This window comes from Diaphorobacter oryzae DSM 22780, assembly GCF_059568935.1.
Genome location: NZ_JCANUL010000001.1, coordinates 218879 through 232165, shown reverse-complemented (window position 1 = coordinate 232165; position 13287 = coordinate 218879). Strand labels below are relative to the sequence as shown.

The following is a 13287-nucleotide window of genomic DNA, read 5'->3' as shown; positions in this document are numbered from 1 at the left end:
CCGCCCCACTGGTCGGACGATAGCGGCAGAGAACCGTCTCCCAAGGGCCACATGCCCCCTTGAGGGCGCCCAGCCACAACCCCAAGGAGCACACCATGTCACGCCAGTACATCGACTGCAGGGAGTTTCCGAGCACCATGCATTGCAGCGTCGCCATCAGCGCCGACAGCCCCAAGGAACTCCTGGAAGCGGCCGTCCAGCACGCGGTCACCGTGCACGGCCATGAAGACACGCCCGACTTGCGGCACCAGTTGGCCCGCATGTTCAAGCAGGGTACGCCCCCCGTAGCCGTGCCCACGGCCAAGAAGCCATAGGGCAAACGGTCGTCGGCCAAAGGCTGCATCGCCCTGGCCCCTGCGCAATGCATGGGGCAAGCCAACTCATGCAACAGATTCCCGCAACGGGGGCAACTCGGTTATAGAATCGCGCATTCCGTTGCGGTCTGGAGAGACGGGGCAGATGCCCCGACCCGAAAGGGAGCAGCCTCCACAGCACCAAGGGTTGCCACCCCTCGGTGCCTGATCGCCCCTCGGAATTCCTGCGGGCGTCGTTCAATGGCAGGACCTGACCTTCCCAAGGTCAAGACGTGGGTTCGATTCCCATCGCCCGCTCCACTTCTCTCCATGGCACAGCTTTCACCGACAGGTCGGCGCTTGGCGCCAGAGCACGGCCGCCGTGAACCCACCAGCCAGGCCATCCGCCCTCAGTGGCCGACCGACTTGGACAGCAGCTGAATCACCAGCACGCCGCCCACGATCATCGCCATGCCCGCGATGGCCGGCAGGTCCAGACGCTGGCCGTACAGCAGCCAGCCCACGAGCGAGATCAGCACGATGCCCAGCCCCGACCAGACCGCGTACACCACGCCCGTGGCCATGTGGTTCATCACCTTGGAGACCAGATAGAACGCCACGCAATAGCCCAGCACGGCCAGTACGCTGGGCCACAGGCGCGTGAGCCCCTGCGAGGACTTCAGCGCCGAGGTGGCCACGACCTCGGCCACGATGGAGATGCCGAGCAGGATGTAGGGATGCATGGTGCGGGTGCGCTCTTCGGTGCCACAAAGGGCGCCACTATAGGCAAACAGGCACGCAGGCCGCCCACAGCGCGGCTTCATCCCTCCACACAGGTCAGGCGCTGCTCTCCCAGTCCAGATGCTCCCAGCCGCATCACATCGCCAGCGCGCAGAAAGCGCGGCTCGGGCTTCTGGCCCAGGCCCACGCCGGCCGGCGTGCCGGTGAGCACCAGGTCGCCCGGCTCCAGCGTCATGAACTGGCTGATGTAGGCCAGCACCGCGGGCACGCCGAAGATGAAGTTGCGCGTGTTGCCATCCTGCATACGCTCGCCGTTCACCTCCAGCCACAGGTTGATGCCGTGCGGGTCGGGGATGTCATCGGCCGTCACCAGCCACGGGCCCACGGGTGCGAAGCTGTCGCAGCTCTTGCCCTTGTCCCACTGGCCGCCGCGCTCCATCTGGTAGCTGCGCTCGGACACGTCATTGGCCAGCACATAGCCCGCCACATGGCGCAGCGCCTCGGCCTCGGGCACCTGCCGCATGCGCGTGCCGATGACGATGCCCAGCTCCACCTCCCAGTCGGTCTTGAGCGCGCCCGGCGGAATGCGCACCGGATCGGCGGGGCCGCAGAGCGCGCTCGTGGCCTTCATGAACAGCACGGGCTCGGCCGGCGCGCTCAGGCCGGCCTCGGCCGCGTGGTCGGCGTAGTTCAGGCCTATGCAGACGATCTTGCCGATACCGGCCACGGGGCAACCCAGGCGCGTGCCCTGCTCCACCGCGGGCAGGCGGCCCGCGTCGATGGCCGCCAGCGCGGACAGCGTGCGCGGCGCAAGCTGGGCCGGGCCAATGTCCGGCAGCAGCATGGACAGGTCGCGCAGCACGCCCTGGGCGTCGATCAGGCCCGCGCGCTCGGCGCCGGGGGGGCCGTGGCGGACGAGTTTCATGGTGTGTCTCCCTCTGATGGTGCGGATGGTGGGCTGGCCATCTTATGCCCGCTGGCCGCGCACGCCGGGCCTGGCAAGCCGCCTTGCGGCTATGCGCTGGCGGTGCCGCCCAGCAGCGGGGGTAGCAGTTGCGCGGCCGTGCCGCGCAGCACGGCGTGGGCGATGCCGTCCAGCTCGCTGGGCGCGGGGTTGAGCACCACCACGCGCGCGCCGCCCTGGCGCGCCAGATGCGCCAGGCCGGCGGCGGGATAGACGGCACCGGCCGTGCCCACCACCAGCATCAGCGCACAGTCCTGGGCGGCCCGCTGCGCCGCATCCAGCACGGCAAGAGGCAAGGCCTCGCCGAACCAGACCACGCCGGGGCGCACCAGATTGCCGCAGGTGGCGCAGCGCGGCGGGTGGCCCGGCTCGGCCCGGGCCAGGTCGCAGCAGGGCCGGGGCCGGTCCAGCCAGCGGTTGGCCGCCAGGTCGCCGTGCAGGCACAGCACGCCCTCGCTGCCCGCCTGCTGGTGCAGGCCGTCCACGTTCTGGGTGATCAGGGTCAGCCGCCCCGGATGGCGCCGCGCGAAGGCCGCCAGCGCCTTGTGGCCGGCATTGGGTTGCACGCCCTGCAGCATGGCCCGGCGGTGCTCGTACCAGTCCCACACACGCTGGGGCGCAGAGCGAAAGCCGCGCTCGCTGGCCATGTCCCGCGGGTCGAACTGCGCCCAGTAGCCCGTCTGCGCATCGCGGAAGGTGGGCACGCCCGATTCGGCGCTTACGCCCGCGCCGGACAGTACGGCGATGTGCCGGGCGCCATCCAGCCAGGCGCGGGCCTCGGCCAGCGCCCTTTCTGCGTCATCGGGCATAGAAGCTCATCAGCCGCCGCGCTGGCGCAGGGCCTCGTACAGGCAGACGGCGCTGGCCACGGAGACGTTCAGGCTCTCCACCGCGCCCTTCATCGGGATGCCGACCAGTTCGTCGCAGGTCTTGCGCGTGAGCTGGCGCATGCCCGGGCCCTCGGCGCCCAGCACCAGGGCCACGGGGCCCTTCAGGTCCATCTGGTACAGGGTCTTGTCGGCATCGCCGCTGGTGCCTATGACCCAGATGTTGCGCTCCTTGAGCTCGTTCAGGGTGCGCGCCAGATTCGTGACCATGAAGTACGGCATGGTCTCGGCCGCGCCGCTGGCCACCTTGGCCACGGTGGCGTTGATGCCCACCGCATGGTCCTTGGGCGCGATCACCGCGTGCGCGCCCGCGCCGTCGGCCACGCGCAGGCAGGCGCCCAGGTTGTGCGGATCGGTCACGCCGTCGAGCACCAGCAGCAGCGGGTTGGTCACCCCGTCTGCCTCCAGCTGCTCCAGCAGGTCGTCCAGCGAGCGCACCTGCGCCACGGCCTCGACCCGCGCGGCCACGCCCTGGTGGCCGTGGCTGCCGGCCAGCTTGGCCAGGCGCAGGCCGTCGGCCTCGATCAGGCGCGTACCGGCCTCGCGCGCGCGCTCCAGGAACTGGCGCATGCGCGCGTCGCGGCGCGTGGGCTCGTAGTAGATCTCGATGATGCTCTGGGGCGCGGTCTTCAGGCGCACGCCGACGGCGTGAAAGCCGAAAAGGACTTTGGGGGAGGACATGGCGCAATTATCCAGGCTGCGGCCCGCCGGGCAGGCCGGCGCAGGCCGAACAGGACGCAAACAGTAGAATTCGCGCTTCTCCCATTGACAACACGGTTTCAGCCTGACGAAACCCCGCTTGACCGCACCCCGGCCGCGATCGCATGGCAGCCGCTTCCGGTGCGACGTGCGGCGCGGCCCGCGCCTTGCCAAGCCTTTACTCCTGTTCGCATCATGATTCTCTCGCCCCTGCTGCGCTGGGTGCAGCGCACCAGCCTCGTCACCCAGATCGCCATCGGCCTGGTCGCCGGCATCGTGCTGGCCATCGTCTGGCCCGCCTCCACGCCCCACCTGGCCATTCTGGGCACGCTGTTCATTTCGGCCCTGAAGGCGGTGGCGCCGGTGCTGGTGCTGGTGCTGGTGATGGCCGCCATCAGCAACCACACGCCCGGCGAGACCACGCACATCCGCCCCGTGCTGCTGCTGTACATCGCCGGCACGCTGGCGGCGGCCATCGTGGGCGTGGTGGCCAGCATGTGGTTTCCCAGCACGCTCACGCTGCAGGCTCCGGCGCAGGCGGCCGCGGCGCCCGGCTCGGTGTCCGAGGTGCTGCTGAACGTGCTCAAGAACGTGGTGGACAACCCGGTGCGGGCGCTGCTGGAGGCCAACTACATCGGCATCCTGGCCTGGGCCGTGGGCCTGGGGCTGGCCCTGCGCCACGCCAGCGCGGGCACGCGCACCCTGCTGCAGGAAGGCGCGCAGGCCATCACGCAGATCATCCAGCGCGTGATCCGCTGCGCGCCGCTGGGCATTCTGGGCCTGGTGGCCAGCACCTTCGCCGAGGCGGGTGCCGAGGCGCTGTGGGGCTATGCGCAGCTGCTGGCCGTGCTGCTGGGCTGCATGCTGTTCGTGGCGCTGGTGGTCAACCCGCTGATCGTGTACCTGACGATTCGCCGCAACCCCTATCCGCTGGTGCTGATGTGCCTGCGCGAAAGCGGCGTGACGGCCTTCTTCACGCGCAGCTCGGCCGCCAACATCCCGATCAACCTGGCGCTGGCCAAGCGCCTGCGCCTGAACGAGGACACCTACAGCATCGCCATTCCGCTGGGCGCCACCATCAACATGGCGGGCGCGGCCATCACCATCAGCGTGCTGTCGCTGGCCGCGGCGAACACGCTGGGCATCCAGGTGGATCTGCCCACCGCCATCTTGCTGTGCGTGGTGGCCTCGCTCAGCGCCTGTGGCGCCTCGGGCGTGGCCGGCGGCTCGCTGCTGCTGATTCCGCTGGCCTGCAGCCTGTTCGGCATCTCCAACGACGTGGCCATGCAGGTGGTGGCCATCGGCTTCATCATCGGCATCCTGCAGGACTCGGCCGAAACGGCACTCAACTCGTCCACCGACGTGCTCTTCACCGCCGCCGTCTGCCTGGCCCAGGAAAAGAAGGCGGGCGCCGCCTGATCCCCCACGCGGCGGGCGGACCGGCGCGCCCGGCCGCCGCTATCAAATATGGAGCTTTTCGCGCTTGCCTGCAAACGACTTCAGGCTCATATCAGCCTGAAGTCTTTACCCATAAAGCGCTGACAGCTATCAATTTTCAAGCCGCACCGTCCGCCACCCGCCCGGCCTCGATGGTGATGCGCCGGTCGCAGCGCGCGGCGATGCCGCGGTCGTGCGTCACCAGCACCAGCGTCGTGCCCTGCTCGCGGTTGAGCGCGAACATCAGCTCCATGATGGTCTCGCCGGTGGCGAAGTCCAGGCTGCCCGTAGGCTCGTCGGCCAGCAGCACGGCGGGCTCCACGACGAAGGCGCGCGCCAGCGCCACGCGCTGCTGCTCGCCGCCGGACAGCACCTTGGGGTAATGCCCCAGCCGCTGCGCGAGGCCCACGCGGCCCAGCATGTCGGCGGCGCGGCGGCGCGCATCGCGCACGCCCGCCAGCTCCAGCGGCAGCATCACGTTCTCCAGCGCCGTGAGGTTGCCCATCAGCTGGAAGCTCTGGAACACAAAACCCACCTGGCGCGCGCGCAGCGCGGCGCGCTCGTCCTCGCTCAGCGCGAACAGGTCCTGCCCGCCCAGGCGCACCGTGCCGCGCGTGGGCGTGTCCAGCCCGGCGATGATGGACAGCAGCGTGCTCTTGCCCGAGCCCGAGGCGCCGACGATGGCGGCGGTTTCCCGCGGCGCCAGGCGGAAATCAATATCCCGCAAAATCTCCAGCGTGCCCGTGGAGTCCGTGACGGACTTGTACACATGCTCCACCGCGATGATGGGCTGCTCCGGTGCGCAGTTCGGGGTGGAAGCGGGTGCGGCGACGGTTTCGGACATGAAAGGTTCTCGACAGTGACTCGTATGTATCGGCGTGACTTTATCGTGGCTGGCGCAATGGCCCTGCTGGGCACCGCGCAGGCCAGCGCGCAGCCCGGCGGCAAGAGCGCCGCCAAGCCTCCGGTGATCCTGGTGGTGGGCGACTCGCTCAGCGCCGAATACGGCCTGCCGCGTGGCACCGGCTGGGTGGCGCTGCTGGAAAAGCAGCTCGCCCAGGACAAGATCCGCGCCACGGTGGTCAATGCCAGCGTCAGCGGCGACACCACGGCCGGCGGCCGCGCGCGCCTGGGCGCCCTGCTGCAGCAGCACCGGCCCACGCAGGTGGTGATCGAGCTGGGCGGCAACGACGCGCTGCGCGGCCTGCCCTTGAGCAACACCGCGCAGAACCTGGCCTGGATGACCGAACAGTCGCAGGCCGCCGGCGCGCGCGTGCTGCTGGTCGGCATGCAGGTGCCGCCCAACTACGGCACCGACTACGCGCGGCGCTTTGCCGCCACCTTCGAGACGGTGGCCCGGGAGCACAAGGCGGCGCTCGTGCCCTTCCTGCTCAAGGGCGTGGCCGACGGCCCCGACCCCACGCGGTTGTTCCAGCCCGACCGCATCCACCCCAAGGCCGAGGCCCATCCCCTCATGCTGGCCAATGTCTGGCCCGAGCTGAAGAAGCTGCTGCGCTGAAGACGCCACCGGCCGCCAGGGGAGCAAGGCTATGGCTATCACACCGGGCCGCTCCATGAAATCCATTCAGATCAACAGCTTGCAACATGTTTGACACGGGAACAGGGGGATTCCCGTGTTACCCTCGCGCCCCATGTCCCGTTGGTTTTGCCTCCTGTTACTGCTGTGCGCAAACGCTTACGCCACTCCCGCCGATGAGCCGGAGCGCACCGAGCGCCGACTGATCGCGCAGCTGCAGGACGTGCGCCACAGCGTGGCCGACCGCACCTCCGAGCTGGTGTCCACCGCCATGGGCTTCATCGGCGTGCCCTACCGCCGCGGCGGCAACAGCGCCGAAACCGGCTTTGACTGCAGCGGCTTCGTGCGCGCCATCTACGAACAGGCCAAGGGCCTGGCGCTGCCCCGCCGCGCCAACGAGCAGGCCGCAGCCACCGAAGTCATCGACAAGAAAGACCTGCAGCCCGGCGACCTGGTGTTCTTCAACACCATGCGCCGCGCGTTCAGCCATGTGGGCATTTACCTGGGCGACGGCAAGTTCATCCACGCACCGCGCTCCGGCGCCCAGGTGCGCGTGGAAGACATGAGCGTGTCCTACTGGCAGCGCCGCTTCAACGGCGCCCGCCGCGTGACGCAGGACGATGCGGACGCGCAGGCCCTCGACCTCCCCACCACCGCGCCCTGACTCTCCCCCTGCGGCCGCCCCTTGCGGCCCGGGCCGCGCCTGAAGATTGTTGACAGTCCGATGGCCGGATGTGCGCTTGTCCGACACGGACATGCCATGCGGCCCGCTTAGAGTGGCACCTCTCGCGGCGCCGCCCCGGTGCGGCGCCGCCCCACCCATTCCTGCGAAAGCGTTTTCCATCATGATGAATTTTCTCGGCGTAGTGCTGATCGGTTTCGTCGTCGGCCTGCTGGCCCGCGCCATCAAGCCGGGCGATGACAAGCTCGGCTGGTTCCTGACCACCTTGCTGGGCATTGCCGGCTCCTTCATCGCCACCTACGTGGGCGTGGCCATGAACTGGTACCAGCAGGGCGAGGCCGCCGGCTGGATCGCCTCCATCGCCGGCGCCATCGTGCTGCTGGTGCTGTACGACCTGCTGCGCCGCAAGTCCTGACCCCTGCCGCCATGGGCCTCGGCCGCAAGCTCCCCAGTGCCCGCACGCTGGCCGCGGGCGACGCCCCTTTGCTGGCCGCGGTGGAGCGCGCCCACCGCCTGCTGCACCGGCGCGCGCTGGTGGCTGCGGCGGCCGGCACCGTGCCCGTGCCGGGGCTGGACTGGGCGGTGGACGCGGCCATGCTCTCGCGCCTGATCCCGCTCATCAACGCCGAGTTCGGCCTCAGCCCACAGCAGTTGGACCAGCTCACGCCGCACAAGCGCGAGCAGGTGCAGAAGGCGGTGTCCATGGTCGGCTCGGTGCTCATCGGCAAGTTCATCTCGCGCGAACTGGTGCTGCGCGCCACCCAGGCCGTGGGCCTGCGCCTGTCGGCCAAGCAGGCCGCCAAGTATGTGCCGCTGGCCGGCCAGGCCGTTGCCGCCGCCCTGGGCTACGCCACGCTGCGCTACCTGGGCGAGCAGCACCTGCGCGACTGCGTGCGCGTAGTGCAGCAGGCCCAGCTCATCCTGCCCGAGCCCGCGGCGCAGCGCTGAAGACGCGATAAAACGGCCATTTCAGACCCCTAGCCCTTACCCATCAAGCGCGAACAGCTATTACTTCAATAGCAAACCACCATCATAACCAACGCAGTGCGCCACGCACCAGGGCCCCGCAGGTTTTGCCAGAATGCCGCAATGACCGCCTCCGCCCGCCCCGCTCACTACTGGCTCATGAAGTCCGAGCCCGACGAATGCTCGATCGACGACGCCCTGGCTGCCCCGGGTGCCACCGTGCCCTGGACCGGCGTGCGCAACTACCAGGCGCGCAACTTCATGCGCGACGCGATGCAGGTGGGCGATGGCGTGCTGTTCTACCACTCGAGTTGCCCCGAGCCCGGCATCGCCGGCATTGCGCGCGTGGCCTCGGGCGTGCGACCGGACCCGACACAGTTCGACCCGGCCTCCCCCTACCACGACCCCAAGTCCTCGCCCGCCAGCCCGCGCTGGCTGCTGCTGGATGTGCAGGCCCTGCGCAAGACGCGGCTCATCGGCCTGGCTGAACTGCGCGCGCACCCGGCGCTTGCGGACATGCGCGTGCTGCAGCGGGGCAACCGGCTGTCCATCACGCCGGTCGAGGCGCATGAATGGGCGGCCATCACCGCCGCGATGGCGCAGGCATAGGCACGCGCCCCGGCGGCCTGGAAACATTTTTCACACGGCATTCACCGTTTTCACAGACGCGTCATGGTCGTGACATGGAATGTGGGCTTTCGCCCCCGCATTCCCTTCACACCCAGCCATGACACTTCCAGCCTCCACCCGCCGTCCCCTGCTCTGCCTCGGCCTGATCGCCTCGGCCGCCATTGCCGCCTGCGGCGGCGGCGATGGCGACGACTTCGAAGCCACGCCCAGCACCCTCAGGCTCGAGAAGATCGGCGGCTACGCCTCCGGCATCTTCCTCCAAAGCGCGGCCGAAATCCCGGCCTTCGACCCCGCATCCAAGCGCGCCTTCGTGGTCAACGCACAGTCGGGCAAGCTGGATGTGCTGGACCTGAGCGAGCCCAAGCAGCCCAAGAAGGTGGGTGAGATTTCCGCTGCCAGCGTGCTCGCCAACGGCGAGGTCAATAGCGTGGCCGTGCAAAACGGGCTGGTGGCCATCGCCATCCAGGCCCGCCCCAAGACCGACGCGGGCCGCGTGGCGCTCTACCAGGCCGCCGACCTGAAGCTGCTGGGCTCGGTCACGGTCGGCGCGCTGCCCGACATGCTGACCTTCACGCCCGACGGCAAGACCCTGCTGGTGGCCAACGAGGGCGAGCCCAGCGACGACTACCAGATCGACCCCGAGGGCTCGGTCGCCATCGTGGACGTGAGCACGCCCGCCAGCCCCAAGGTGCGCACCGCGGACTTCAAGGCCTTCAACGGCCGCAAGGCGGAGCTGCTGGCCAAGGGCGTGCGCCTCTTCGGCCCCACGGCCGACGGCCAGGGCACGGCCACCGTCGCGCAGGACCTGGAGCCCGAGTACATCGCCGTGGCGCCGGACGGCAAGACCGCCTGGGTCACGCTGCAGGAGAACAACGCCCTGGCCATCATCGACATCGCCCGCGCCGCCGTCACCGATATCGTGCCGCTGGGCTACAAGGACCATGGCCAGGCCGCCAACGCGCTGGACTTCGCCGACAGCGATGGCAAGAGCCCTGTGGTCCACATCGCCGCCGCCCCCGGCGTCCTGGGCATGTACCAGCCCGACGCCATCGCCGCCTACAAGGCCCACGACGGCCAGACCTACCTGGTGACCGCCAACGAGGGCGACGCCCGCGCCTGGGGCGAGGACACGCCCGCCTACTTCGGCAATGGCGCCAAGGGCACCGGCGACGTGACCAAGGGCTTCGTCGAGGAATGGCGCGTCAAGCACCTGGTGCACAAGGACGGCTTCCTGCGCCGCGCGGACGATGACCTGCCCGCCCACCTCATCCAGCTGGCCAAGGGCAACGGCGGCGCCCTGCTCAACCCCGCCACTTTCGCCTGGTGCGGCGCCGTCGCGGGCGACCCGAAGGGCTGCCGCGACGACGACAAGCTGGGCCGCCTGAAGGTCACCTGGACCCAGGGCTACCAGGTGAACCCCGACGGCAGTCCCAAGTGGCACAACGCCCAGGGCGAGGCGGACCCGGCCGGCAACCGGCTGATGTACGACAAGCTCTACACCTACGGCGGCCGCTCGGTCTCCATCTGGAACGCCCAGGGGGCGCAGGTCTGGGACTCGGGCGCCGCCATCGAGCAGCTCCTGGCCAGCGACGAATGCAAGCTGGGAGCCAAGCGCGACATCGCCTGCAAGACCTACTTCAACACCGGCCACGACGCCAGCGCCAAGCTGGATGCCCGCAGCTCCGCCAAGGGCCCCGAGCCCGAGGGCCTGGCCGTCGGCACCATCGGCAGCAAGACCTTTGCCTTCGTGGGCCTGGAGCGCATGGGCGGCGTGCTGGTGTTCGACATCACCGACCCCAAGGCCCCCAAGCGCGTGGACTACATCAACACCCGCGAGGACTGGAGCGCCAGCTTCAGCAACAAGACCCCCCCCGCGCTCGACAAGGTGGGCGACCTGGGCCCCGAGGGCCTGGTGTTCATTCCCGCCAAGGACTCGCCCAACCGCAAGCCCCTGCTGCTGGTCGGCAACGAGGTGAGCGGCAGCACCGCGGTGTTCCAGCTCAACCTGGGCCAATGACCCACCGCCGGGCCCCGGCCCGGCGCGAACCTCAGCGCGCCTGCGCCTTCGGGTGCAGCAGCGCCACCAGTTCCGGCACCAGCCGGTCCGGCCCGCCCTCGGCCACGGCCGTGGCGAAGGTGTCGTGCACGGCCTGGGCAATGCCGTGCGCGGCGCCGCCGTCCTGCGCCATGGTGGTGTAGTAGCCCATGTCCTTGAGCGCATTGGCCATGAAGAAGCGCAGCGCCGTCGGGTCCTGCTGCAGCAGGTAGGGGCGCAGCCGCTCCAGCGCCACGCCGCCGCCGCCGCCCTTGGCCAGCACGTCCACGAACACCTGGGGGGCAACGCCCGCATCCAGGGCGCAGGCGGCGGCCTCGGCCACCAGGGCCACGCTGCCCAGCGAGACGTAGTTGTGCAGCAGCTTCATGCGGTGGCCGCTGCCCACCACGCCCGTGTGGGTGATGTTCTCGGCAAAGCACTGCAGCAGGGGCCGGCATTCCTCCAGCAGCTGCGCGTCGCCGCCCACCAGCAGGTTCAGGCGGCCCTCGGCGGCCTCCTTGGGCGTGCGGGTCATGGGCGCGTCCAGAAAGCGGCCGCCGGCAGCGGCCACGGCGCGGGCGATGGATGCGGTGGACGCGGGAATGGCCGTGGAGCAGTCGATCACCACGCTGCCCGGCTGCAGCGCGGCCAGCGCGCCCTGCTCTCCCAGCAGCACGGCCTCGACCTGCGGCGAGCCGGTCACGCACAGGATCAGCACCTGCACCTGCCGCGCCAGCGCCTGCACGGTAGCCGCGGTGGACACGCCCAGGGCCTTCAGTTGGTCCAGCGGCTGGTTGCCCGGGTGCTCCAGCACCGTCAGCGCGTAGCCCTTGCGGGTAATGTTCAGTGCGATGCCGTGGCCCATCAGGCCGACGCCGACCAGGCCGATGCGGGGGGTGTCCATGTGTGTTTGTCTCCGTTATTCAATGGGGTGTTCCAGGTGCCCGCCCCATTGTGGCCCGCCATGGCCCCGCCCACGGCCTCAATGCCCGGGCGCCGCCTCCCGGAAAACCAGTACCTTCAGCGCCTGTTCCTCGTCCACGTCGGCGAACACGGGCGGATTGGCCACGCGCTCCACGAAGGCCAGCGACGGCGCCAGCTCCTGCATCTGGTCCCGCAGGAAGGCCACGCCCAGCTCGGGCGCGTTCAGGCACAGCAGCGCATGGCCGCCGGGCGCCAGCAGATCGGGCAGGCGGCGCATGAGGCGCGCATAGTCCTTGGTGGCGACGAAGCTGCCCTTCTGGTAGCTCGGCGGGTCGCAGATGACCAGGTCGTACGGACCGCCGCGCGTGATCTTACCCCAGGAGCTGAAGATGTCGTGCGCCAGAAAGCTGGCACCGGCGCTCAGCCCGTTGAGCTGGTGGTTCTGCTGCCCCGTGGCGATGGCGCCGCGGCTCATGTCCACGTTCACCACCTGGGCCGCGCCCGCCTGCAGCGCCGCCACCGAGAACGCGCAGGTGTAGGCAAACAGGTTCAGCACCCGGGCGCCCTCGCCCGTGCGCGCGCGGTGCGCGGCCACATGCGCGCGCACCCAGCGGCGCCCCTCGGCCATGTCCAGAAACAGGCCATGGTTCTGCCCGCGCAGCACCTGCACCCGCAGGCGCGCGCCGCCCTCCGTCACCACATGCGGATCGGGCACGCTGCCAGCCATCAGCCGCGTGTCGCTGCGACCCTCGATGCGCAGCGCCTCGCCCCGGTGCTGGAACACCCAGTTCAAGGGCTGGCCCGGGGCGATCTGCTGCCAGCGGGCCTGCAGCGCAGCGCCGATGGCGGCCAGTTCTTCCTCCGCCACCGGGGCAAAGCTAGTGAGCACGAAGACGGGCGGGTAGGCATCCAGCGTCCACTGCTCGCAGCCGGCAAAGCGCCCGCCCCGCCCATGGAAGATGCGGCAGGCATCCGAGGTCAGGGGCATGGCGGCAATGGCGTCGAGCAGGGCTTGCATGGAACGGAGGGGCAAAAAGACTGAAATAATGGAGCATCAAAATGCCCGCTAGCACCCATTGTGCCAGCGCAAGCAGCTATTGTTTTTGATGAATGGCGCGCCCCCACTGCGCCACCGTTTGACAACCGCCCTCAAGGAACCACCATGGCATTCGCCGACAACCTGCGCCAACTCCCGCCCGTCACCCACCTGGCCGCCCTGCAGCTGCTGGACGATGCGGGCCAGATCGCCGCCACCATTCCCAACCAGCCGGGCAAGACCGGCTCGCTGACCGTCTACGCCGCGCTGGCGGCAAAGCACGGCGGCATCACCGTGGCCGCGGCCCAGGAAGGCCTGGAGATGTTCGCCGAGCACACGCAGGACGCGCGCAACCGCCCCGGCGCACACCCCAACATCGACCGCCTGCTGGAGGTGATTGCCTCCGGCCGGGGCTACCGCGTGGTGCTGGTGCCGGCCTGAGGCCGCCATCGACCC

Annotated in this window: 16 protein-coding genes and 1 tRNA gene; 10 read left to right on the top strand and 7 right to left on the bottom strand. The window is 69.7% G+C overall.

Going from position 1 to position 13287, the window contains the following annotated elements:
* Nucleotides 1–95: 95 nt before the first annotated feature.
* Both BP68_RS01110 and BP68_RS01105 read left to right on the top strand, forming a co-directional pair.
* Nucleotides 96–314 carry a DUF1059 domain-containing protein gene (locus tag BP68_RS01110; protein WP_496368212.1) on the top strand — a complete coding sequence of 73 codons (219 nt, stop codon included), beginning with the start codon at nt 96–98 and terminating at the stop codon, nt 312–314.
* Between the two features lie 226 nt (nt 315–540).
* Nucleotides 541–614: transfer RNA gene (locus BP68_RS01105), tRNA-Gly, on the top strand.
* Between the two features lie 89 nt (nt 615–703).
* On the opposite strand, the gene BP68_RS01100 is transcribed toward BP68_RS01105, so the two are convergent.
* From BP68_RS01100 to rlmB, 4 genes are all read right to left on the bottom strand, one after another.
* On the bottom strand, nt 704–1036 hold the full coding sequence (locus tag BP68_RS01100; RefSeq protein ID WP_496368210.1) for an SMR family transporter: 333 nt from the start codon (nt 1034–1036) through the stop codon (nt 704–706).
* Between the two features lie 77 nt (nt 1037–1113).
* Nucleotides 1114–1959: a fumarylacetoacetate hydrolase family protein gene (locus BP68_RS01095; protein WP_496368208.1), complete on the bottom strand. Its 846-nt coding sequence runs from the start codon at nt 1957–1959 to the stop codon at nt 1114–1116.
* Nucleotides 1960–2048: 89 nt separating this feature from the next.
* Complete coding sequence (locus BP68_RS01090) at nt 2049–2807, bottom strand: SIR2 family NAD-dependent protein deacylase (RefSeq protein WP_496368206.1); 759 nt, start codon at nt 2805–2807, stop codon at nt 2049–2051.
* 9 nt (nt 2808–2816) lie between these two features.
* A complete protein-coding gene (gene rlmB, locus BP68_RS01085; RefSeq protein ID WP_496368204.1) occupies nt 2817–3566 on the bottom strand; it encodes a 23S rRNA (guanosine(2251)-2'-O)-methyltransferase RlmB in 750 nt (249 codons plus the stop codon).
* Between the two features lie 213 nt (nt 3567–3779).
* Here rlmB and sstT point away from each other — a divergent pair, with 213 nt between their 5' ends.
* Nucleotides 3780–5003, top strand: a complete 1224-nt coding sequence (gene sstT, locus BP68_RS01080) for a serine/threonine transporter SstT (protein WP_496368202.1) — start codon at nt 3780–3782, stop codon at nt 5001–5003.
* A 136-nt stretch (nt 5004–5139) separates the two neighbouring features.
* On the opposite strand, the gene BP68_RS01075 is transcribed toward sstT, so the two are convergent.
* Nucleotides 5140–5865 carry an ABC transporter ATP-binding protein gene (locus BP68_RS01075; RefSeq protein ID WP_496368200.1) on the bottom strand — a complete coding sequence of 242 codons (726 nt, stop codon included), beginning with the start codon at nt 5863–5865 and terminating at the stop codon, nt 5140–5142.
* 24 nt (nt 5866–5889) lie between these two features.
* Here BP68_RS01075 and BP68_RS01070 point away from each other — a divergent pair, with 24 nt between their 5' ends.
* The 6 genes from BP68_RS01070 to BP68_RS01045 all read left to right on the top strand — a co-directional run bounded on the left by BP68_RS01070 (nt 5890) and on the right by BP68_RS01045 (nt 10853).
* Entirely contained in the window at nt 5890–6540 is a 651-nt protein-coding gene (locus BP68_RS01070; protein ID WP_496368198.1) for an arylesterase, read from the top strand.
* A gap of 133 nt (nt 6541–6673) precedes the next feature.
* A complete protein-coding gene (locus BP68_RS01065) occupies nt 6674–7222 on the top strand; it encodes a C40 family peptidase (RefSeq protein ID WP_496368196.1) in 549 nt (182 codons plus the stop codon).
* 181 nt (nt 7223–7403) lie between these two features.
* Nucleotides 7404–7655 carry a GlsB/YeaQ/YmgE family stress response membrane protein gene (locus tag BP68_RS01060; RefSeq protein WP_496368194.1) on the top strand — a complete coding sequence of 84 codons (252 nt, stop codon included), beginning with the start codon at nt 7404–7406 and terminating at the stop codon, nt 7653–7655.
* A gap of 11 nt (nt 7656–7666) precedes the next feature.
* Nucleotides 7667–8188 carry a hypothetical protein gene (locus tag BP68_RS01055; RefSeq protein ID WP_496368192.1) on the top strand — a complete coding sequence of 174 codons (522 nt, stop codon included), beginning with the start codon at nt 7667–7669 and terminating at the stop codon, nt 8186–8188.
* Nucleotides 8189–8329: 141 nt separating this feature from the next.
* Complete coding sequence (locus BP68_RS01050; RefSeq protein WP_496368190.1) at nt 8330–8815, top strand: EVE domain-containing protein; 486 nt, start codon at nt 8330–8332, stop codon at nt 8813–8815.
* A 118-nt stretch (nt 8816–8933) separates the two neighbouring features.
* Entirely contained in the window at nt 8934–10853 is a 1920-nt protein-coding gene (locus BP68_RS01045) for a choice-of-anchor I family protein (RefSeq protein WP_496368188.1), read from the top strand.
* Nucleotides 10854–10884: 31 nt separating this feature from the next.
* Here the strand turns inward: BP68_RS01045 and BP68_RS01040 are convergent, their stop codons facing one another.
* Both BP68_RS01040 and BP68_RS01035 read right to left on the bottom strand, forming a co-directional pair.
* Nucleotides 10885–11775, bottom strand: coding sequence for an NAD(P)-dependent oxidoreductase (locus tag BP68_RS01040; RefSeq protein WP_496368186.1), 891 nt, complete (start codon nt 11773–11775; stop codon nt 10885–10887).
* Nucleotides 11776–11853: 78 nt separating this feature from the next.
* Nucleotides 11854–12813 (bottom strand): class I SAM-dependent methyltransferase, encoded by a 960-nt coding sequence (locus BP68_RS01035; protein WP_496368184.1) that lies wholly within the window; start codon nt 12811–12813, stop codon nt 11854–11856.
* A 144-nt stretch (nt 12814–12957) separates the two neighbouring features.
* Here BP68_RS01035 and BP68_RS01030 point away from each other — a divergent pair, with 144 nt between their 5' ends.
* Nucleotides 12958–13272 carry a DUF2322 family protein gene (locus tag BP68_RS01030; protein ID WP_496368182.1) on the top strand — a complete coding sequence of 105 codons (315 nt, stop codon included), beginning with the start codon at nt 12958–12960 and terminating at the stop codon, nt 13270–13272.
* Nucleotides 13273–13287: the final 15 nt, after the last annotated feature.